At 53.2% G+C, this 22324-nt stretch carries 15 protein-coding genes; 1 reads left to right on the top strand and 14 read right to left on the bottom strand.

Features of this window, described 5'->3' with window-relative positions; genetic code table 11:
• Nucleotides 1-385 precede the first annotated feature (385 nt).
• The gene (locus BQ7364_RS02635) at nucleotides 386-1999 is read left to right on the top strand and encodes a putative manganese-dependent inorganic diphosphatase (protein WP_072683264.1); all 1614 of its coding nucleotides are present in this window, start codon (nucleotides 386-388) and stop codon (nucleotides 1997-1999) included.
• Nucleotides 2000-2118: 119 nt separating this feature from the next.
• On the opposite strand, the gene rpiB is transcribed toward BQ7364_RS02635, so the two are convergent.
• The 14 genes from rpiB to BQ7364_RS02565 all read right to left on the bottom strand — a co-directional run bounded on the left by rpiB (nucleotide 2119) and on the right by BQ7364_RS02565 (nucleotide 22262).
• A complete protein-coding gene (gene rpiB, locus BQ7364_RS02630) occupies nucleotides 2119-2565 on the bottom strand; it encodes a ribose 5-phosphate isomerase B (RefSeq protein WP_072683263.1) in 447 nt (148 codons plus the stop codon).
• Between the two features lie 40 nt (nucleotides 2566-2605).
• On the bottom strand, nucleotides 2606-3211 hold the full coding sequence (locus BQ7364_RS02625; protein ID WP_072683262.1) for an L-threonylcarbamoyladenylate synthase: 606 nt from the start codon (nucleotides 3209-3211) through the stop codon (nucleotides 2606-2608).
• A gap of 800 nt (nucleotides 3212-4011) precedes the next feature.
• Nucleotides 4012-5415 (bottom strand): glycoside hydrolase family 1 protein, encoded by a 1404-nt coding sequence (locus BQ7364_RS02620; protein ID WP_072683261.1) that lies wholly within the window; start codon nucleotides 5413-5415, stop codon nucleotides 4012-4014.
• Nucleotides 5416-5516: 101 nt separating this feature from the next.
• Nucleotides 5517-6929 carry a glycoside hydrolase family 1 protein gene (locus tag BQ7364_RS02615; RefSeq protein ID WP_072683260.1) on the bottom strand — a complete coding sequence of 471 codons (1413 nt, stop codon included), beginning with the start codon at nucleotides 6927-6929 and terminating at the stop codon, nucleotides 5517-5519.
• Between the two features lie 29 nt (nucleotides 6930-6958).
• Complete coding sequence (locus tag BQ7364_RS02610) at nucleotides 6959-8371, bottom strand: glycoside hydrolase family 1 protein (RefSeq protein ID WP_200798747.1); 1413 nt, start codon at nucleotides 8369-8371, stop codon at nucleotides 6959-6961.
• A gap of 78 nt (nucleotides 8372-8449) precedes the next feature.
• A complete protein-coding gene (locus BQ7364_RS02605) occupies nucleotides 8450-9892 on the bottom strand; it encodes a M81 family metallopeptidase (protein WP_072683259.1) in 1443 nt (480 codons plus the stop codon).
• Nucleotides 9893-9902: 10 nt separating this feature from the next.
• A complete protein-coding gene (locus BQ7364_RS02600) occupies nucleotides 9903-11345 on the bottom strand; it encodes a M81 family metallopeptidase (RefSeq protein ID WP_072683258.1) in 1443 nt (480 codons plus the stop codon).
• A 117-nt stretch (nucleotides 11346-11462) separates the two neighbouring features.
• Entirely contained in the window at nucleotides 11463-12719 is a 1257-nt protein-coding gene (locus BQ7364_RS02595; RefSeq protein WP_072683257.1) for a Zn-dependent hydrolase, read from the bottom strand.
• Between the two features lie 13 nt (nucleotides 12720-12732).
• A complete protein-coding gene (locus BQ7364_RS02590; RefSeq protein WP_072683256.1) occupies nucleotides 12733-14175 on the bottom strand; it encodes a M81 family metallopeptidase in 1443 nt (480 codons plus the stop codon).
• Nucleotides 14176-14188: 13 nt separating this feature from the next.
• Nucleotides 14189-15631: a M81 family metallopeptidase gene (locus BQ7364_RS02585; RefSeq protein ID WP_072683255.1), complete on the bottom strand. Its 1443-nt coding sequence runs from the start codon at nucleotides 15629-15631 to the stop codon at nucleotides 14189-14191.
• A 12-nt stretch (nucleotides 15632-15643) separates the two neighbouring features.
• Entirely contained in the window at nucleotides 15644-17086 is a 1443-nt protein-coding gene (locus BQ7364_RS02580; RefSeq protein WP_072683254.1) for a M81 family metallopeptidase, read from the bottom strand.
• A gap of 43 nt (nucleotides 17087-17129) precedes the next feature.
• Entirely contained in the window at nucleotides 17130-18578 is a 1449-nt protein-coding gene (locus tag BQ7364_RS02575; RefSeq protein WP_072683253.1) for a M81 family metallopeptidase, read from the bottom strand.
• Nucleotides 18579-18820: 242 nt separating this feature from the next.
• On the bottom strand, nucleotides 18821-20866 hold the full coding sequence (locus BQ7364_RS02570) for a S9 family peptidase (protein ID WP_234973139.1): 2046 nt from the start codon (nucleotides 20864-20866) through the stop codon (nucleotides 18821-18823).
• Between the two features lie 460 nt (nucleotides 20867-21326).
• Nucleotides 21327-22262: a nucleotidyl transferase AbiEii/AbiGii toxin family protein gene (locus BQ7364_RS02565; RefSeq protein WP_234973138.1), complete on the bottom strand. Its 936-nt coding sequence runs from the start codon at nucleotides 22260-22262 to the stop codon at nucleotides 21327-21329.
• Between the last annotated feature and the right edge of the window lie 62 nt (nucleotides 22263-22324).

Genomic DNA, 22324 nt, shown 5'->3' with positions numbered 1-22324 from the left:
CACGGTTATTATACCATTGACCCTGATCAAAATACAAAGGATTCCAGCTCACTTTCTCGTGAGTTTTCGCACGACCTCCTTTTCGGGTGTTATTATACGCAAAAGCCCGGCCTTGCGAACATAGACAAACAAAATAATATGTCGGAAAAGCGGACAAACCACCCTGTTTTGTCAACGTCTGAACAAGGCTGATCTTCATTTCAGAATGCTGTTTTGTCCTCATGAACGCAGCCAGAGTCCCTAGTTCCAGACGAAGGAAACTGCGGATCAGTGCTAGAAAACTGCCAATGCCCGCAAACTTTGAGCAATCTGCAGGGAAGCGGTCATAAATCGACCTTGTTTTTCCAGAAAAACTTCGCTATGATGAAGTCAGTGAGGATAAACTATGGATAAACCTGTATATGTGATTGGTCATAAAAATCCTGACGCCGACTCGATTTGTGCGGCGATCGCCTATTCAGCGCTGAAAAACAAGCTGGGCCTCAACACCGTGGCGGCCCGGCTCAGCGCGGTCAACAAGGAAACTTTATACATCCTGGACCGTTTCCAGCTGCCAGTGCCGATGCTTTTGACGAGCGCCAAATGCACGCTGGCGGAAATCGACATGGACGAAGCGATGCTTTTAAGCAAGGACACGACGATGAAGGAAGCGCTTGATGCGATCCTGTCCCGGAAAAACAAAGGGATCTTTGTCGTGGACAAGAAGCATCATCTGGAGGGCATCGTCTCCGTTTCTGATCTGACGAATCTGTGGACGGCAGATGAGGAGGCGTTGGAGGATCTGATGAGCCGGGTGCCGTTAGCCAACATTTTGAAAACCACGCGGGCTTCCCTGCTTTATGAAGCGCCGTTTCATCCGAATGGAAAAGTTCATCTGATGCCTTCTTTAGGTCAGAACAGCAACATCGAGGCAGGCACGATCGTGATCGTCGGGAACAACCCGGAAGTACAGCGCTCGGCGATCCGCCAGAAAGCGTCGTTGATTTTGATCTGCGGTGAGAACTGGGTGGATTCGATCACATTGGAGATGGCGAAACAGGAACAGGTTTCCATTCTGCATACGCCGCTCAGTGCGATCACGGTGGCGCACAGCATTTTCCAGAGTCCCAGCGTTGAGGAGGTCATGACCCGGGATGTGGTCGTATTCCGGAACAGCGAGACGGTCGACGGGGCCAGCCAGCGGATTGCGAAGACGCGCTTCCGCACCTATCCGGTCGTCAATGAAAAAGAGGAAGTGATCGGAGCGATCTCCCGGTACCACTTATTTAATTATCGGAAGAAACAGCTGATTTTAGTCGATCATAATGAAAAAGAACAGAGTATTCATGATCTGGAATTTGCGGAGATCATTGAGATTGTCGATCATCATCGTTTAGGCGGGATTGAAACGCAGAGTCCGATCTCGTTTGTGAACCAGATCGTCGGCTCCACCTGCACGATCGTCGCCAATCTCTATGAGCAGCATCAGATTGAGATTCCCGCGCAGATCGCCGGGGTTTTGTTAGCCGGATTGCTTTCGGATACCATGAATTTAAAATCGCCGACCACGACCGAGATTGACCGGATCACCGCGGAGAAGCTGGCGCAGATTTCCGGCGTTGACCGGCAGACCTTGTCCGAGGAGCTGGTCGGAACCTCGGATTCGTTGATGAACAAATCGTTTCAGGAATTGATGTATGAGGATTTCAAGGAGTTCCGGATTCAGGACAGCAAGGTGGCGATCGGTCAGGTTGTGTGCCGCTGTCCGGATGAATACCAACAGATCAAGCCGGATTTTCTGGCGTATCTGGAAGAGCAGAATCTGCAGCATCATTACGATCTGTTGTTGATCTTATTCACGGATCCGAAAGGTTCCGGCTCGCATTTCCTGTATACGGGGAAAAAAGGCTGGGTCATCGAGGAAGGGTTTAAGACGGTGCTGACGGGCGGTTTTGCGCCGGGCTTCATCTCGCGGAAGAAGCAGGTGCTGCCGGTTGTGATCGACACGCTGAATAAATAAGACCATTGTAAAAAAGCAGCGCTTCGATGAGAACCGTCTGACTTATATGAATCATAAAAAAAACGATCGTTGTCATTTTCTTATCAGAAATGAACGATCGTTTTTTACTGAGCTTGAAATTACGCTTTCTTTTCTAATTCCGCAATCTGATCAATCCGGCGCTGATGCCGCTCTTCGTTGGAAAACGGCGTCGTCAGCCAAACCTCGGCAATCTGTTCGATCAGCTCCTGGCTGATAATCCGTCCGCCCATTGCCAGCACATTGGAATCGTTATGCTCGCGGGTCAGCTTTGCGGTTTCCAGATCATGCACATGCGCGCAGCGGATGCCCGGCACTTTATTCGCGACGATGCTGACGCCGATCCCTGTGCCGCACATGACGATGCCGCGGTCCGCTTTTCCCTCCGCAACCGCTTTCGCGCACGGATAAGCCACTTTCGGATAGTCGATGCTTTCCTCGCTGAAGCATCCGAAATCTTCAACCTCGTAACCTTCCTGAATCAATTTTGCTTTCAGCGCTTCCTTATTTTTATAAGCGCCATGATCACAAGCCATTGCAATTTTCATCTTCACCGCTCCTTTTCTTATTTTTTTGCCTGTTAAATCCTTAAATTGAAGCTTTCAGATCTTCCAGCTTAATTGGTCCCTGCCGTAAGATTTTCAGCTCATCGCCGGTCGTATCGCAGACCGTGCTGGCCGTGCTCGCGCCGCTTTCGCCCAGGACGACCGCATCAATCCGGCCATCCAGCTGTTTCAGCACTTCTTCTGACGTCGTACACGACGGTTGTCCGCTTAAATTGGCGCTCGGCACTAACAGGGGAACACCGACGCGATTGATGATTTCCAAAACAAACTCATCATCCGGCATCCGGATTCCAATCGTCGGAAATCCATTCGTCACCAATTCGTCAACTTCCGGTCTTTTCTTAAACACCAGCGTCAAGGCCCCAGGCATCCAGTGGTCGATCAATTTCTGCGACCGCGCGTCGGTAACGGCAACCCGTTCGATCTGGGCTTTCGACGAAACCATCATCGGAAACGGCTTGGTTTCCGGTCTTTGTTTCGCTTCCTTCATTTTCAGGATTGCTTCTTTCAGGTCATAACGAACGGCCAATCCGTAAACGGTATCGGTTGGGAAAGCCACGACGCCGCCGCGGTTTAAAATTTCTACAATTTGAGCACTGTCCTTCTTAGTTAAACGCTGTGTTTCCATAATTTCACCTGATTTCTTTTTCCAGATTCATTATATCGGAATTTCATGATCTTACAACCCTGTTCCCATCGGAAACTCCTGAATTTTCTCAACTTTTTACCGATCCGGGGACAGAGCGGTTAAACGGAAGCAGCTTTATAAGTCTATCCCTGAAACAGCGGGAGAATGAGTGAAATGTTCCTTTATCAAATCCAGATTGAGTAAATCATGATTTAGTAAAGGACTACTGTTTTTAATCCATAAACTATGAAAGATCGTTCCATTTTCTTCTTTATATCTATAAACAAATAACAGCCAATCGAAGCTCAATTAAAATTTGCTTAAAAAGCAGTAACGAAATTTCTTATTGACCTCAATCTGAACGTTGAAAAACACCGCACGCTTAGCGATTGAAAACTGACCAGAATACAATCTTGATCACAGAATTTACTTTCCCCTCGCCTTCCTCAGTCAATTCATTCCTGACATCCCGCTGTCATGGCATCTCTATTAAAAAGGAGGGCAGCTGTGGATTCTCTATTGAAAACTTGAACAACATGGGGATCAAATTATGACTGGAGGTCACGATTGCTCACAACATTAAATAAGAATTAACCCGCTTCTGTTCTGCCCTTTCTTTTTAAATATCGGATTTGTCAATATTTCAGGATGTCTTTCTGTCCTGTGCCGCCGACTTTTTGATTATTCACGCAAACGATTATCAGAAATGAAAACAGAAAAAAGCACAGGAAGGGAGGCCCTGTGCTTTTCAACACGATTGCATCGAGCTGTCGTCAACTCCGGCTGCAATTAGGAAATAATTATTTTTGAAAATCTTCGATCAGCTGCTTATACCAGCCATAGCTTTTCTTCGGAATCCGCCGGCAGTTGTCCTCAAAGTCGACGCGCACCAGCCCATACCGTTTCTCATAGCCGTTCACCCAGCTGTACAAATCCATCGTCGACCAGGCATAATACCCCCGGACCGGACAGCCTTCCTCCATTGCGCGGAACATAAAATCAATATAGCCCTGCATCATCTCAATCCGCTCTTCATCCTGCACGACGCCATTTTCATCCGGCGTTTCATAACAGCCATGGCCGTTTTCCGTGATATAGACGTCAATGTCGCCATACCGTTCGCGGATTTCCCGCAAGGTGTTCAACATACAGCGCGGATAAATTTCACGCCCCCACAGGTTGCGCTTCGTCGAAGGATCGATCGTTGTTTCATACCAGTTCTTAATCCGGATGCCTTCCTTCGCCGCCGATCCCGCGCCGCGGTTATTATGGAAAACTTCGGTTTCCCCTTCGCTGTAATCCGTGATGTAGAATCGATTGTAGACATTCAGCCCCAGGAAATCGACTTTTCCTTCCGCCAAGGTCAATGCATCCTCAAACCGCACATAGGAAGTGTCGATCCCGTTTTCATTCAGCCACGGAAGCAGCGCGCCCGGCAGTTCGCCCTTGATCGCGCAGTCCAGAATCAGCTTGTTGTAGAACAGATCGGCGATCATCCGGATCCGCTGTGGATGCTTCGTCTGCGGTGCGACCTCGACGTTGCTGCTGTCATGCACAATCCCGATCCGCCCGTCCTGATGTAACTTCCGGTAGACCGCGACAGCTTTCGCACTCGCCAGCGCTTCATGATAAAGCGTCTTGAAATAACGGTCAAAATCCAGCTTGTGGTTCGGCGGATAATTGCCTACGATATTGCTGCAATAGGCGTAATATTTCGGTTCGTTGATCGTCACCCACAACTTGACCCGGTCGCCGAACGCCTTGAAACACACCTCGGCATATTCGGCAAACGCCTCGACGATTTCCCGGTTCGCCCAGCCGCCCTGCGCAACCAGCGCCTGCGGCAGATCGTAGTGGAACAACGTCACATTGGGAACCACGCCGTTTTCCAGGCAGCAGTCGATCACCCGGTTGTAAAACGCAATTCCTTCCTCATTGATCCGGCCCCGGCCTTCCGGCAGAATCCGGCACCACGACAGGGAAAAACGGTAGGAGTTCTGGCCTCCGGCCTTTAACATTTGGATATCTTCCTGATAATGATGATAGAAGTCGCAGGAAACATCGCCCGTCGCGCCGTTGATGTTAAGCGGACTTTCATGAGAAAACACATCCCATTCGCCAACGCCCTTGCCATCCAGGTTCCACGCGCCCTCGCATTGATAAGCAGCCGTCGCGCTGCCCCATAAAAATTCAGATTTCTGCATCGTTTCACCTCCTGATTTTTTTCTTTTCCATTCAGCACAAGCTGAATTTAGCTATCGGTTCATGAACTGTTTTTCATGCCCGCCGGCTTTCCGTTGGCTTATTACAGATCCTGATGCTCCTCGATAAACTGCTTATACCAGTAATAGCTTTTCTTCGGAATCCGCTTCAGCCCCTTCTCATAATCCACACGCACCAGACCATAGCGCTTCTTATAGCCGTTGATCCAGCTGTAAAGATCCATCGTCGACCAGACATAATAGCCCATGACGTTCACGCCCTCGGCTTTGGCCTTCAGGATCTGTTCCAGGAAATTGTGGAGGAACTGGATCCGGTCGTCGTCTTCAACCCAGCCGTTTTCATCCGCAACGTCATAGGCTCCGTGACCGTTTTCCGTAATATAGATCGGAATATCGCCATATTTCTGCTTTCGCTTGATCAAGGTGTTGTAGATGCACTGCGGATAGATTTCCCGTCCCCATGGATTCAGCGGAACCCGCGGATCGGTATCGGACTCGAACCAGCCCTTAACGGTCTTGCCTTCCTTCGCCGCTTTGCCGGAACCGTCATTGTTCCCGGCGTTGTTAACGGTCGCACAGGTTTCTCCCGATACATACGGCTTGACCAGCAGCCGGCTGTACGCGTTCTGACCGAGGAAATCAATCGTGTTTTCCCGGATCAGCGCCTGATCTTCCGCTTTCATAAAGGACAGATCGATGCCGGAAGCTTTCACCTTGTCAATGAGCTTCTGCGGGATTTCGCCCTTGATCGCCGGATCCAGCACCCAGTCGTTGGTAAACAGATCACCGTTTTCGACTGCCTCGCGATGCGCCGGCGTATCCAGCACGGATTCAGCGCTGCAGGAAGCGTGCACCAGCCCTATTTTGGCGTTCAGCTTCAGCTTGCGGAATTCGCGGATCGCCTTGGCGTTGCACAGAATCATGTTGTAGGCACACTCGCAGAAATGCTGCATATTGACCTGTTCGTTCGGCGGATAATTGCCGACCATGTAACAGCACGAAGCGTTGTGCGTCGGTTCATTAATCGTGACATACAGCGGAATCCGGTCGCCGAAATGGCGGAACACCGCCGCTGCGTAATAGGCAAATTCATCGGAAATGCCCGGCCAGCACCAGCCCCCCTGATCGCCGACATAATCCGGCAGGTCATAATGGACTAAGGTCACATTCGGTACAATCCCGTATTTTTCACATTCCGTCAGAACCTTGTCATAGAATTCAAAGCCTTTTTCATTGATCACACGGTCCGCCTTCGGCACGATCCGCGACCAGCTGATGGAAAAACGGTATGTGTTCTGACCGCCTTCAGCCATCATCCGGATATCTTCCTGATAATGATGATAGAAGTCGCAGGATACATCGCCGGTAATCCCGGTCGTGTTCTTCTCGCTGTGGCAGAATTGATCCCAGATGCTCGGGCCTTTGCCTTCCGCATCCCAGGCGCCTTCGCATTGATAAGCGGCAGTCGCACTGCCCCATAAAAATTTTTCCTTCATTTCCTATCCTCCGTTCTCTGATTTTTAAATTATTCGGATTTACCGTTGAGTTCTTCCGTCAGTTCCAGATCCTGCCCGCTGCTGGCAATGACCTTTTGAAACCAGGCATAGCTCAGCTTGGGAATCCGCCGGCAGTCTTTGGGATCGTCATCCTCCCGGTCGACGTAGATCAGACCGTATCGTTTCTGATAGCCGTTTTGCGTACTGGCCAGATCAAACGCGCTCCAGGTGCAGTACCCGATCAGCGGGACGCCGTGCGCCGCCAGGCGGGCCTGCTCGATCTGTTTCCGCAGATAGGCAATCCGCCGGACATCCCGGATCTCACCCCGGGTATCCGGGGTTTCCTTCAATCCCAGGCCGCGTTCGATGATGAACAGCGGAAGCTCTGTGCGCTGCGCCACGTCTTCCAGGATCAGGCGGGTTCCCGCCGGATCGACTTCACAGTCGAAGCCGCTCGTTCCCAGCTTTGGATTTTTAACAATTTCAAAGATTCCGGGCAGATTGAAGCCATATTTCATCCCGGTGGGATCCGTGAAACTTGCGGCCGCGCCTTTTTTGACGGTGACCGAGGTATAGCTGCTGAATGAAACCATCGTCGCCAACCCGCTTTTTAAAGTTTCCGCATCCCCAGGCTCCAGCTTCGGCATCGCGCCCAGCCGGGTTAACAGCGCCGCGGCCGGGGCGGAATACCGGCCGCTCACAGCCAGATCGAGATCCAGCCAGTTCCGGATCAATTCCATATTCATTGCAGCTTCCACATCCTCGGGATCCGGCGTCAGCGGGTAAACCTTCACCAGGTTCAGCGCCGGGCCGATCCAGCCCGGATATCCGCGTTGATGAAACCGCCGGAAGACGCGGGCCTGCGCCAGCGTCCGATGATGATTTTCCTGAAACGCCTGCGCCAGCGAACCGGAGGGCGAAAGCAGCCGGTCGATCGTCAACAGATTTTGTTCGCAAATCGGCTGCCAGTACAGGACTTGCCCGGCGAAGTGATCGAACATCAGCCCGCAATAGTCCTCAAAGGCGTCGATCGTTTCCCGGCATGCCCAGCCGCCCTGCCTGGCCAGCGCCCAGGGCAGATCATCATGATAAAGCGTGACGATCGGTTCTATCTGATTTTCCTTCAACAGCTTGATCAAACGGGTATAAAACGCCAATCCCTGCGCGTTGACTTGACCGCGCCCCTGCGGCAGCACGCGGGACCACGAAATCGAAAAGCGATAAGCCTTTAATCCCATTGCTTTCAACAGTGCGACGTCTTCCTCCAGATGATGCAGATGATCGGAGGCGGTCCGCAGGATTTCCCCTTGACCCGGCCGGATATCCTGAACGGACGGGCCTTTGCCCTCATCCAGCGCGCCGCCTTCAAACTGCCAGGCGCTGGTGGAAGCGGACCACAGAAAATCCGCGGGGAATTGTCCGTTTGGGTTCATGGGCGGCATCCCGTTCTTCCCCCACACAGACCAGCAAGGGCAGTAAAGCTCCGGGATTGCCGGGCGATGTACCGCTCAAGGGCAGCGTTAAATTTCATCGATCGGAAACATCGGGCGCAGGATTTGTTTAAACGGAATAAGCCGGGTATCCTGCGGCGTCGCCCCGCCGGTCAGCGACATGACGCACAGCTTGCCCAGAGCCTTCAGCTCCGGATGGATGTAGCCTTGCTTGACGACGAAAATATCATAGTCTTCCACGTTAATGCCGCAGGCGGTCAGCTGACGGATTTCGACAAACGAATGATTGTTGTCGGTGACCGCGATATCAATCGGTGTCCCCGGCAGCCGCACGGTAACGATCGGTCCGTAATCGCCTTCCTCACCATACATCGCCGTTCCCGCCTGGCGGCCATGATGCAGCACAACGACATCGAGATCGACCGGTTCGCTGTATGCATCCAGTCCCATCCCCAAACGCAGCGAAACCTGTTCGTTCTCCGCACAGGCCATCAACCGGTGGCAAGCGGCTGGATCGTTGATCGCGGCGAACAGAATGCGCTTGGACAACGCCGGCAGAGTCAGCACCTGTCTTAAAATGAACGTGTTCGCGCCCATTGCGCCGGAGGTAACGTTATCGCCGGAATCCGTAATGAAGACCGGCTTGCCGTCAAAGGCCAGAGCCATCGCCAGCGCTTCGTCCGGGGCCGCGGTGGTGCCGGTGTAGTGGAATTCATGGCGTTTGTTCCAGACGAATTCCGCCAGCTGATCGGCGATCGTTTCGGCATATGCCTGATCGGCTTCTGTCTGAGGAATCACGACGATCCCGCAGCCGGCCTCCGGGCAGTCGTGACGCAGATAACCGACGTGCCACGAACAGCTTAAGATCCGCGGATCCTGTTCCAGCTGATCCATGAATTGGTTGATGGTGCGCACCGGTTCATCAAGCGAAACGCTCTGTTCCCCACCCAGAATCAACGGCAGCTTGCGGTACACCGGCCGGGCGTTCTTCGGATGTTCAATCTGCTCGATCAGCGTGCGGGCGGTGCGCTGCACCGTCGCCGAGATATCGGTGTGCGGCGCTTCCCGGTAAGAGCGGATAAACGTCGTGTTTTCCACATAGTCCCGCGTCAGATTGCCGTGCGGGTCGCAGGCGATCGCGAGCGGCAGATACGGCCCGGTCAGCTTGCGGATTTCCCGCACTAAATGCTGCTCGCCGCTGCCGATTTCCTCCACGAAGCTCGCGCCGTGCAGATGCAGATAGATCCCATCCAGCTCTGGCAAATGTTCACGGACGGTATTGAGAATCCGCTGTTCGAGATAATTGAAACAACCCTTGCGCATCACGCCGCTGCAGCCGGCGTCGGCGCAGAGAACCGGGATCAGTTCGATGTCCGGACGGTCAAAGACATCACCCAGCTGCATGTGCGACAGCGCCTCTTTGCCAAAGCTCAGGGCGGTGTTTTCCAGATCGCAGAACATCGGGACGTGTTCGTTAGCTTCCAGGGTAAATTTAGCCGCGATTATTTTCATGATCTTCACCTCACATTTCATCGATCGGAAACATCGGCCGCATAATTCGTTTAAACGGAATCGACGCGGTGTCCTGCGGCGTCGCGCCGCCGGTCAGCGACATCACGCACAGCTTGCCCGCAGCCTTGAGTTCCGGGAAGATATAGCCTTGCTTGACGACGATCACATCGTAGTCGTCCAACGCAATACCGGCATCGGTAAACTGGTGAATTTCCACCATCGCCTGACGATTGCTGGCAACCATGATCTCGACAGGCAGGCCCTTCACGCTGACCGTGACGCAGTAGCCGTAAGCCCGGTTATGATCGCGGTACATGAAGCCGCGCAGCTCGCCCTTTGACTTCACGACGACTTCCAGGGTCACCGGGGCGGAGTATTCGTCATAACCCACGCCCAGTTTCAAGCTTGTTTCCGTGCCGTCCGGCAGCTTTGCCAACGTTTCATAGGCGTCCGGATCGCAGATCGTCGCAAACAGGAAGCGTTTGTTCAGCTCCTTTACCGCTAAGACCTGACGCAGAACGAACGTGTTCCAGCCGGTTGCGCCGGAGGTGACGTTATCGCCGGAATCCGTGATGAACACTGGTTTTTCCGCGCAGTCCAGCGCCATTTTCAACGCTTCGTCCGGATGGGCGGTCAATCCCGTATAATGGAATTCATGGCGCTTGTTCCAGACAGTTTCTGCCAGCTGATCGGCGATGGTTTCCGCATAGGCCTGATCGGCGGTGTTCTGAGGCACGACGACAATCCCGCAGCCGGCCACGTCGCAGTCATGCCGGATGTAGCCGACATGCCAGGACACGCTGCGGATCCGCGGATCATGTTCCAGCTCGTCCATGTAGCGGTTGATTGAACGCACCGGTTCATCCGCCGATACGCTCTGTTCGCCCCCCAGGATCAGCGGCAGCTTGCGGTATACGGCGTGGATGTGCTGGCGGTCGTGAAGCAGGTCGCACAGCATCTGCGAAACGATGCGTTTGGATGCTTGGGCATCGGTATGCGGAGATTCGCGGTAGCTGCGCAGAATCGTACAGTTGTCCACATATTCCTGACACAGATTGCCGTGCGGATCGCAGACCACGGCGATCGGCAGATACGGGCCGGTTATTTCACGGATTGTTTTCAGGATGTGATGATCGCCGGAGCCGATCTCCTCGACTTCGCTGGCGCCGTGCAGAAACAGATAAATTCCGTCGATCTCCTGCAGGTGCGCCTGGACCGCGTCCGCGAAACAGCCTTCGATGTAATCAAACGCGTCTTTTGTGACGACGCCGTTGCCGCCGGCGTCGGCGTAGATCGCGCCGATCGTTTCAATGCCGGCCGCGGCGTAAATGTCTGCAACGTTCATCTTGCGCAGACAGTCCTCGCCAAAGGCCATGTCATAATGGTTGATCCGGGTTTTAGCCGGGACGTTGGCGTTGGATTCTGTGACGAAGGTTCCCATCAAAACTTTCATAGTGACTTCTCTCCTTATTTATGATTGGTTAATTGGATTTTTTCAATGACGCTTGTTTCTTCCATTTCGATCAAGGGCGTTCGGAAACGAACCGGCGCTGATCACCGGGCAATCGTTTCAAAGGATCGTTTGCGGGGATGCCGATGCACGATCTTCTTCGTTGGCCAGCTGATAAAGCATGTCCATCAGCACATTCGCGCCCGCCGCGCAGTCTTCGATCGGCGTATATTCTTCCTTGCGGTGTGAATAGCCGTTGACCGAACGGACGAAAATCATCGCGCACGGGCAGACATCCTTGAAATTCTGACTGTCATGGCCCGCGCCGCTCATCAGCCGGAAGGCCGGCAGATCCCGCTTTTCCACAATCGTTTCCAGCTGGTGCTTCAGCCGTTCATCGCAATCCATGCCATACAGAATATGCCGCAGTTCGCGCCGGACCTGAATGCCCTCGCTTTCCAGGCGGGCTTCCAACGTCTCGATCTCCCGCAGACAGGCTTCAATCTGAGCTTCATCCAGACTGCGGATATCCAGCGTGAAGGTGACGTGATCGCAGATGACGTTCGTGGAGCCGGGGAAGGTCTGAATGCAGCCGACTGTTGCGACGGTGTAGGGCTTCTGACGGGCCGATTCCGTGATTTGACGAATCCATTCGGTCATCGCCAGCACGGGATCCTGCCGGTCGTTCATCGGCGTCGCGCCCGCATGGCCGCTGCATCCGCTCAGCGTCACTTCATAGAAGCGCAGATACGGAATGCCTTCGACGATCCCAACCGGACACTGATTCTGTTCCAGAACCTTGCCTTGTTCGATATGCAGCTCCACGCTGGCATAAATCGGATCGATCTGACCCTGACGATACGCTTCCGGATGATATCCGCAGCGTTCCATCGTCTCCTTCAGCGTGATGCCCGCCGCGTCCTGAACCAGGAAATCTTCAGGCAGCGCCTTTCCGGTGACCGTCTTGCTTCCGATCATCCCGGAATTGAACCGGTTGCCTTCCTCATCGCGGTAGCCGATAATCCACAGCGGCCGTTTCAAGTCTATTTGATTTTCCTTAAACGTCTGCGCCGCTTCCACGCCCGCCAACAGTCCCAGACAGCCGTCGAAAATGCCGGCGTTGCGCACGGTGTCGAAGTGGGAGCCGCACAGCACCGGCGCTAACGGGCTGCCGCCGGGATTGTAGACGCCGATGACGTTGCCGACCGGATCCTCATGCACGTCCAGCCCGGCCGCCTTCATTTCGCTGATCAGCCAGTTCTTCGCCTGAGTGTCTGCGTCGGTAAAGGTCCAGCGTGTGACGCCGCCCTGCGGATCGACGCCGATCTGGCCTAACTGATGAAGCCGGTTCCATAACCGTTGGGCATTAATTTCCATCTTCTTGTTCTCCTTATATTTGATCGATCGGAAACATCGGGCGCTGAATCCGCTTGAACGGAATCATCGCGGTGTTCTGCGGCGTCGCTCCCGGGGTCAGCGCCATGACGCACAGTCTGCCCTTCGCCTTGCACTCTGGGAAAATATAGCCCTGCTTCACGACGATCACATCGTAATCGTCCCAGTTCACGCCGGCGTTTTCAAACTGATGCTGCTCGCACAGCACCTGCCGGGTGCTGCTGACAATCACGTCGATGTTCTCATCCTGCAGCGATACAACGACACATTCGCCGAACACCGCGTTGACGTCATGCAGCGCATAGCCCATCAGCTTGCCTTTGGCTTTGACCGTTCCCCGCAGCGCCACGCTTTCTGAGCAGGCGTCATGATTGACGCCCAGCGTAAACTCCGCGGCGGATCCCACCGCCAGGGCGTTAAGCTTCCCAAATGCTCCGGGATCGCAGATTGCCGCAAACAGAAATGATTTTGTCCGCGTCTTCCGCGCCAATACACGGCGTAATACCAACGTGTTCCAACCGGTCGCCCCGGAGGTGACATTATCCCCGGAATCGCTGATAAACACCGGTTTGCCTTCAAAATTGACAGCCATGTCCAGCGCTTCCTCCAAACCGGCAGTCAGACCGGTGTAGTGGAATTCATGGCGTTTTTGCCAGACGTATTCCGCCAGCTGATCCGCAATCGTTTCCGCATAAGCGCTGTCGCTTTCCGTGGCCGGCACCACGACGATGCCGCAGCCGGCGACGTCGGTATCGTGACGGATATAACCGACATGCCAGGAACAGCTTAAAATCCGCGGATCCTGTTCCAGCTCATCCATATACTGATTGATTGAGCGCACCGGTTCATCCGTCGACACGCTCTGTTCCCCGCCTAAGATCAACGGCAGCTTGCGGTAAAGGGCATGGATATTCTGCCGTTTTTTTAACAGATCGCACAACATCTGCGCGACTCGGCGTTTCGTCGCGTCGGCGTCGGTGTGCGGTGATTCACGGTAGCTGCGCAGAATCGTGCATTGTTCCACATAGTCCCGGCACAGGTTGCCGTGCGGGTCAGCGGTGACAGCTATCGACAGATACGGCCCGGTCAGCTCCCGGATTTTTTTCAGCAGCCGATGTTCGCCAGACCCCATCCCTTCCACCTCACTGGCGCCGTGCAGAAACAAATAGATTCCGTCCAGTTCGTGAAGATGCGTTTTTAACGTCTGAAGCATCTGGGATTCAATATAATCGTAAGCTGACCGCTCGATCACACCGGTCGATCCGCCGTCGGCATACTGCGCCGGAATGAGCGTGATCTGCGCTTGTTCAAAGACAGACCGGATCTTCATTTTATCAATACAGGCTTCGCCCCGGGCCAGATCGAAATTTTCCAGCCGGGCCCGCGTTGGAATCTGATCGTTGCATTCGGCATACAACGTGCCGATCATAACTTTCATCCTTTTTCCCTCCTTAAATCTCATCAATCGGAAATATCGGGCGTTGAATCTGCTTGAAGGGAATCGAGGCGGTGTCCTGCGGCGTCGCGCCGTCGGTCAGCGACATCACGCACAGTTTCCCTTTCGCCTTTAATTCCGGGAAGATATAGCCCTGCTTCACGACGATCACGTCGTAATCATCCCAATCCACGCCCGCAGCCTCGTATTGGTGCTGTTCGCACAGCGTGTTATTTTTGGAAGCGATCAAGACGTCGATCGGTTTCGTTTCCAGCCGGACGGTGACGGTTTGTCCCCAAACCCGCTGACGCCCGCTCCACAGATTGCCCATTAACGGTCCCTTCGCGATGATCGTGCCGTTCAAGGCGACGCTTTCCGAATGAACGTCGGCATTCATGCCCAAATTAAAGACCGCGCGTTCGCCGACCGCGTGATCCTGCAGCTGGTTAACGGCCTTGGGATCGCAGATCGACGCGAACAGGACGCGTTTCTGTAAATGACCGACAGCGAGAAACTGCCGCAGCACACGGGTATTCCAGCCGCTGGCGCCCGAGGTCACATTATCTCCGGAATCGGTCAGAAACACCGGCTTGCCATCAAATTCCAGCGCCATCCGCAAAGCTTCCTGCGGCTTTGCCGTCAATCCCGTATAGTGGAATTCATGCCGCCGCTGCCAGACATACTCCGCCAGCTGATCAGCGATCGTCTCCGCATACGCCTGATCCTTTCCGCTGGCCGGAACGACGACGATGCCGCATCCCGCCTCCGGACAATCGTGACGCAGATAGCCGACATGCCAGGAACAGCTTAAGATCCGCGGATCCTGTTCCAGCTCATCCAGATACCGATTGATCGAACGCACCGGTTCATCCGCCGACAAGCTCTGTTCTCCACCGAGAATTAACGGCAGCTTGCGGTAAACCGCATGGATATTCCGGCGGTTTTTCAACAGATCGCAAAGCAGTTGAGCCACCTTCCGTTTCGTTTCATCCGCGTCGGTATGCGGACTTTCCCGATAACTGCGCAGAATCGTACAGGCTTCAACATATTCCTGCGTGAGATTCCCATGCGGATCGCACACCACGGCAATCGGCAGATACGGCCCGGTCAGCTCCCGGATTTTTTTCAGAATGTGATGATCGCCGGAGCCTAACCCCTCCACGGTACTGGCGCCGTGCAGATGCAGATAAATCCCATCCAGCTCGTGCAGATGTTTCCGTACCGCCGTTAAGAAATTGGTTTCAATATACTCAAACGCCTTTCTTTCAATCACACCAGCCCCGGCCGCATTGGCATACAGCGAGGGAATCATCTCAATCCCGGCCTGGCTGAAAACGTCGCTGACTTTGTTTTTTTTCAGGCAGTCTTCACCCCATGCCAGATCATAATCCGCCAGCGTCGCTTTCTGCCGGATGTTCGCGTTGGACTCGGTGGTGAAGAAGCCGATTAAAACCTTCATGAACTCTGTCCCCTAAATCTCGTCGATCGGGAACATTGGCCGCTGAATCCGCTTGAACGGAATTGAGGCGGTATCTTGCGGCGTCGCGCCGCCGGTCAGCGACATGATGCACAACTGGCCCTTCGCTTTGAGATCCGGGAAGATATAGCCCTGTTTGACGACGATTACGTCGTAATCATCCCAATCAATCCCCAGCGCATCAAACTGATGTTTCTCACACATCGTCTGGCGCGTGGACGCCACGCTGATCTCGATCGGCAGACCCTTGACGGACACGACAACGGCATCCCCGTAATGCGCGTCGTGATCATGCATCAGATATCCGCGCAGACTGCCCTTGCTTCGCACGATCACATCGAGCGTAACCGGTGCGGAATTCGCGTCAGCGCCAACGCCCAGCGTGATCTGAGTTTCTGTCCCGGACGGCAGCGAATCGAGAAGCAGCCAGGTATCCGGATCGCAGATATTGGAAAACAGGAAGCGCTTGGTCAGCTGCGGAACGGCCAGCACCTGACGTAAAATAAACGTATTCCAGCCGGTCGCGCCGGAGGTAACGTTATCCCCGGAATCGGTGATAAATACCGGCTTGCCTTCAAAGGCCAGCGCCATTTCCATCGCTTTTTCCGGTTTCGCGGTCAGGCCGGTGTAGTGAAATTCATGCCGGCGGTCCCAGACATAGGCAGCCAGCTGATCCGCAACCGTTTCCGCATAAGCGCTGTCTTTTTCCGTAGCCGGCACCACGACGATGCCGCAGCCGGCGACGTCGCTGTCGTGACGGATGTAGCCGACATGCCAGGAACAGCTCAAGATCCGCGGATCCTGTTCCAGCTCATTCATAAACTGATTGATCGAGCGAACCGGCTCATCCGTCGACACGCTCTGTTCCCCGCCGAGGATTAACGGCAGCTTGCGGTAAATCGCATGAATGTTCTGACGGTGCTTCAACAGATCGCATAACATCTGCGCGACCTGACGTTTGGTTTCATCCGCGTCGGTGTGCGGAGATTCACGGTAGCTGCGCAGAATCGTGCAGTTGTCCACATATTCCTGGCACAGGTTGCCATGCGGATCACAGGCTACAGCGATCGGCAGATACGGGCCGGTCAGCTTGCGGATCGCGGCCAGGATGTGATGATCCCCCGAACCCAGACCTTCCACCTCGCTGGCGCCGTGCAGATGCAGATAGATGCCGTCGATCTCATGGAGATGTTCCTTGACCGTGCGGACAAACAGCGATTCGATGTAATCGAAGGTTTCGCGCGTGATCACGCCGGAGGCCCCGGCGCTGGCATACACGGACGGAATCACATCGATCCCGGCGGCCTGGAATACCTCGCCGACCCGCAGCTTGCGGACACAGTCGTCGCCGAAGCCGAGATCGTAGCTGCCGATCTCGTTTTTCCCCGGCACGTTGGCGTTGGATTCAGTTGTAAATAAGCCTACCATAACTTTCATCTTGATTTCCTCCTTGGAACACATTGATTCGAACTTACTGGCTTTAAATCTGATCGATCGGGAACATCGGCCGCATGATCCGCTTGAAGGGAATCGAAGCGGTGTCCTGCGGGGTCGCACCGTCGGTCAGCGACATGACGTAGAATTGGGCCTGCGCTTTGAAATCCGGGAAGATATAGCCTTGTTTCACGACCGTGACGTCGTAATCCGTCCATTCGATGCCGAGGTGGCGCAGCTGCGGGTTGACGATGATCGGCTGGCTGGTGTTTGAAATGATAATATCAATCGGCCGGTCTTTGACGCTTACCAGCGTGCAGCTGCCGAAGACTTTGATCAGTTCCTCGCCGACAAAACGCGCGATTTCACCATGGCTTTTCACGACGACGTCCAGCGGGACGCTTTCTGAAAGCGCGTCGTAGCCCACGCCCAGATCAATCCGGACTGTTTCGCCCGGCTGACAGGTTTTCAGCTGATCCGCGGTCTTCGGATCGCAGATCGGTGCGAACAGGAAGCTTTTTTTCAGTGCCTCCACCGCTAACACCTGACGCAGCACAAACGTGTTCCAGCCGGTTGCGCCGGAGGTCGTATTATCTCCGGAATCGGTGATCACCGCCGGGCTGCCCTCAAACTCCAGCGTCATCGCCAGCGCTTCCTCGGGCTTTGCGGTCAGACCAGTGTAATGGAATTCATGGCGGCGGTCCCAGACATACGCCGCCAACTGATCGGCGATCGTTTCCGCATAAGCCTGATCCTCGGTCCGGGCCGGCACCACGACGATGCCACAGCCGGCGACGTCGCAGTCATGGCGGATATAGCCGACATGCCAGGAACAGCTCTGAATCCGCGGATCCTGTTCCAGTTCGTCCATGTACCGGTTGATTGAGCGCACCGGTTCGTCTGCGGAAACGCTCTGTTCCCCGCCCAGAATTAACGGCAGCTTGCGGTACACGGCGTGAATTGCCTGGCGGTGCTTCAGCAGCTCGCATAACAAGCTCGTCACCTTTTCATAGGTTTCTTCCTTATCTGTATGCGGCGACTGCCGATAGCTGCGCAGAATCTGAATCGATTCGACATAGTCCTGTTTCAGATTGCCATGTGGATCACAGGCCACCGCGATCGGAACATAAGGGCCGACCAGCTTGCGGACTTCCTGAAGAATGTGATGATCACCGGATCCGCCTTCCAGCTCCGCGACCTCGCTCGCGCCATGAAGCATGAAATAAATTCCGTCGATCTCATGGAGATGTTCCCGTACCGCCTTCAGAAAGCAGCTTTCAATATAAGCGAACGCGTGTTGACTGACGACGCCCGCCGCTCCGGCATTGGCGTAAATCGAAGGAATCAGCTCGATCCCGTGCTTCTCAAAAACCGGACGGATCTGCATCTTCTGGATACATTCCTCGCCGAAGGCGATGTCATAATCCGTGATTTCACACTGATGGGGAATGTTGGCGTTGGATTCCGTAACAAACTGGCCGATCAAGACTTTCATAAGGAATTCCTCTCTTTCCATGTCCTGCAAGCTGAACTGTAATTTTATGGACAACTACCCTGAAAAACAAAAAAACCAATCTGCAGAACAAAAGCCCTGCAAATTGGTTTTGCTTGTTTTATAAAACAATAACAATCCAACTTCGTTTTTATTGTAAGCGATTTCGTCAGAGGTGTCAATCTTATTTCGGACCGGATTCGACGGGATTTTCCTTTCTTTTCAGCAAGGAAAAAGGGAGGCGGTTAACGTCCTTCTTTCCCTGAAAACGTCGCTTCCGATGATCCGTTCGCTGGACAATAGCGGTCAAGCCAGCGCTGGATTTCCGCGAGCCGGCGCAGACGGTGCAGCGGCTTGCCGCTGCGGCTCAGCTCATGATGTTCACCCTTGAAGCACACCATCCGGGTCGGTACGCCGCGATCGCTCAAAGCGGTAAACATCTGCAAGCCCTCGCTGATCGAACAGCGATGATCGTCTTCCGAATGCAGAAACAGCGTCGGCGTCTTGACCTGTCCGGCATAGCGCAGCGGCGAATGGCGCCACAGCCTGGCCTGATCCTGTTCATTCAGCGGATCCGCGCTCAGCTGATCGCGCACGAAATAATAGCCGAAGTCGCTGAGACCGTAGATCGTCATAAAATTGGCGATGGAGCGCTGACTGATGGCGCAGTCAAAGCGATGTGTATGGCCGATCATCCAGTTGACCATAAACCCGCCGTAGCTGCCCCCGCTCACCGCGATTCGTTTTGGATCGATCGCCGGATAGGCCTGAATGGCTTCGTCGAGAAAATCAGTCAAATTTTGATAATCCTCGCAGCCATACCGCCCGCGGATATCCGCAAACGCGTCCCCGCGGCCGACGGAGCCGACCGGATTGCAGAAAAGAACGAAATATCCCTTGCCCGCCAGCATCTGCATTTCATGGTGGAAAACTTCACCATAAGCGGTATTGGGTCCGCCGTGGATTTCCAATACCGCCGGATATCGTTGGCTTGAATCATAATGCCATGGCGTCAGAACCCAGCCGTCGATCTGCCTTCCGCCAGAATGAAATGACAGATACCGCGGCTGGATGACATCGCGATCCGCCAGCGCGTCCGCGTTCCAGCCCGTCAGCGAAGTCAGCTTGCCCTGCGGCAGTTGTGCCTGTTCGATTTCCTGAAGCCGATGGGCCCGCTGACCGACAAACCGCACGGTTTGTCCTGTCACGTCAAAATCGTCGATAGAACCGTTGAAATCCAGCACGCGTCTGAGATTTCCTTTCAGATCAAGCTGGAATAAAGGCGTCGTCCAGCCTTGAGTCATCGTAAAGTATAGCGAAGTCCCGTCCGTTTTTACCGCGCTGCCGCTGCTTAACCGGCAGTCGGTAACGATCGAGCTGCCCAGCGGATCATCCAGCTTTGCCAACAGCGTCACAGCGCTGGTATCCGGGTTCAGTGTGTAGAAGTTCAGCGATTCATTCTTGCCATATCGCAGTCCATCGGTCGCTGCGAACACGATCGTTCCGCTGACAAAACGTGGCTCTTTGATCCGCCGGTAAACCCCTTCTTCAATCAGCGTCGTCATACTTCCCGTTTGAGCGTCGAAGCAATACAAGCCTTCGCGTTGGGAAGCCTTCCGCTCGTAGGTCATCCCGGTAAACAAAGCTTTCCCCAATACAGGACAAGCGGAAACGCTGCCGCAGTTCATCCGCGGATCGGTCAGCGGGAATAATTCTGTGGTTAATGTGTCGTAAACAAACAACCGCATCCGTTTTCCCTGAATAACGCCGCGGCCATCCGCGCACCACGGCAGTTCTTCCAGCACGGTATAATCGGCGTTTTCCCGCTGTGTTTTTTGCCAGGCCTCAGCCTGTTCCGGATTAAAAGCATAAGCATCGGCGGCTTCCAGCTGAATTTCCGCCTTGATCAACAGCTGAGTTTTCGTTAATCGCTGAACATCCGCCGTCTTCAGCGGCAGCGCAAACGTTTCTTTCCATTCCTCCGTCGAACACAAGAATGTGGAAAACCGGGTTTGGGCAGAATTCGGCTGAGCTGGGACATCCGTGGATTTCACCCCGCTTAACAACAGCGTATCCGCGTCGAGAAACAACAGGACGCCTGGTTTTTCCAACTCGCAGACAGTCCGCCACTCTCCATTTTTATTCATTTTCAATGTATAGCGGTAACAATTTGCTTCCTTATCCATCCGTCCGACAACGCAGACAAATACCGGATGATCCTCATTGTGATTTCCGGTCAGCTTCGATAAAAAGCAGTAACGTTCAAGATCTTCCATTAAAACAGGTTCCATTCCGATCACGTTCCCTTCCTGCTTTTACTTTAACGTCTCTCAATATTGAAGAAAAGCCCATGCAGTCAGATCGAATGAAATTCTCACCCTCATTCCCCTTCACTCTCTCAATTTGATTCAATTTTCTATGATGCTCAAGAAATAACAACAAAAAAGACTGTTTCCAGTCTTCAGCGTTTATGATCCAGCAACTGATTTCTCAGGCGCTTTCTTTCATGCATTTTTTTCCATGCTTTGATCAACGAAAATTCAATAAACGTCCGCATGGCTTCCGCATCTTCCTGTTCGTCATACGCTTGCAGCGCTTCATAATAAACATTCCGATCTTCGTCATCAAGGATCAGCGGAGGCAGATCCTTGATCTTTAAATAATAGTTTTAAAGCGTTCTTCCCGTTCTTCTGTTGCCATCACAGGACGATGGAAATAATCTAAAAACACAAAATCCTCACCGAATTATGCTTATTTGAGCATGTTGATTTCTTTTTCCAATTCCCGGACTCCAGCGATAACTGTCTCAAACTCAGGAACATCTCCGAAAAGCATATCTTTCATAGCCTCGTAGTCTGCCTTCAAAGCTGCAAAACGATACTCCGCTGGTATAAGCTTTAACGTCCCTGGCACAGCTTCCGGATACTTTGCCCAAGCCCGTGGATAAAACTTCATTTTGAAGTTCACAACCTTCTTCAGAAGATCAAGCTGCGAAAAGGCAGATTCCTTTACTGGGGAATCAGCCATTCGATATACGTCATAATAATGTCGGGAATAGCGCTGGGGCATTTCCAAATGTTCCGGCCTGTTCGCCTCATGATGTAAGATTGTAGCCTTTTCCCAAAATGTCCGTTCTGGAGCCACAGTCAAAATGGAGGTGCTTTTCTGGCGAAAAATATCCGGATAATACTTCGCGGCATAGGGTGTGATCTCGGCTGTCATCGCTGGCGTCCATGCCGCCAAGGCTCCAATTTCCAAACGAATCACCTGCAGGATTCCGGTATTGGTAAACAGTTTCGGATAAGAAAAAATGACTGTTTGCTTTTCTTTTTCATCCATTTTAATGTTTACTTCACAGCCAAGCTCTTGTGATAAATCCTTCCTGATTGCCGGGCAGAAAATTTCATTTAAAAAAATCTCTGCCCTGATGTTGGCCTCTTTGTTAAATGCATCCTGCTTTGTGTTTGAACGCTGTTCCCAAGGCTCGTCTTTGCCATATCCTAATATCCGCCAGTCCAGGATCAGATCAATATCTTCCGAAAACCGGCTGATCAGATTGAAGGCTTTTGAAAGGCTGGTCCCCCCCTTAAATGTTATAAAATCCATCCAAGGAGACCGATGAAATAAATAATCGAGTGTAAAGCAAACCCAGAAGTCCTTTTCTACAACGGTATCATTCAACCCCATTTTATGAGCTGTGTTTCTGAAGAGTATCCTTTTATCATTGTCCGAAAATCTAGCAACATTGA

It is taken from the genome of Holdemania sp. Marseille-P2844 (assembly GCF_900120005.1).
Classification (GTDB): Bacteria; Bacillota_I; Bacilli_A; order Erysipelotrichales; family Erysipelotrichaceae; genus Holdemania.
This window is presented reverse-complemented; position numbering and strand designations above follow the sequence as displayed.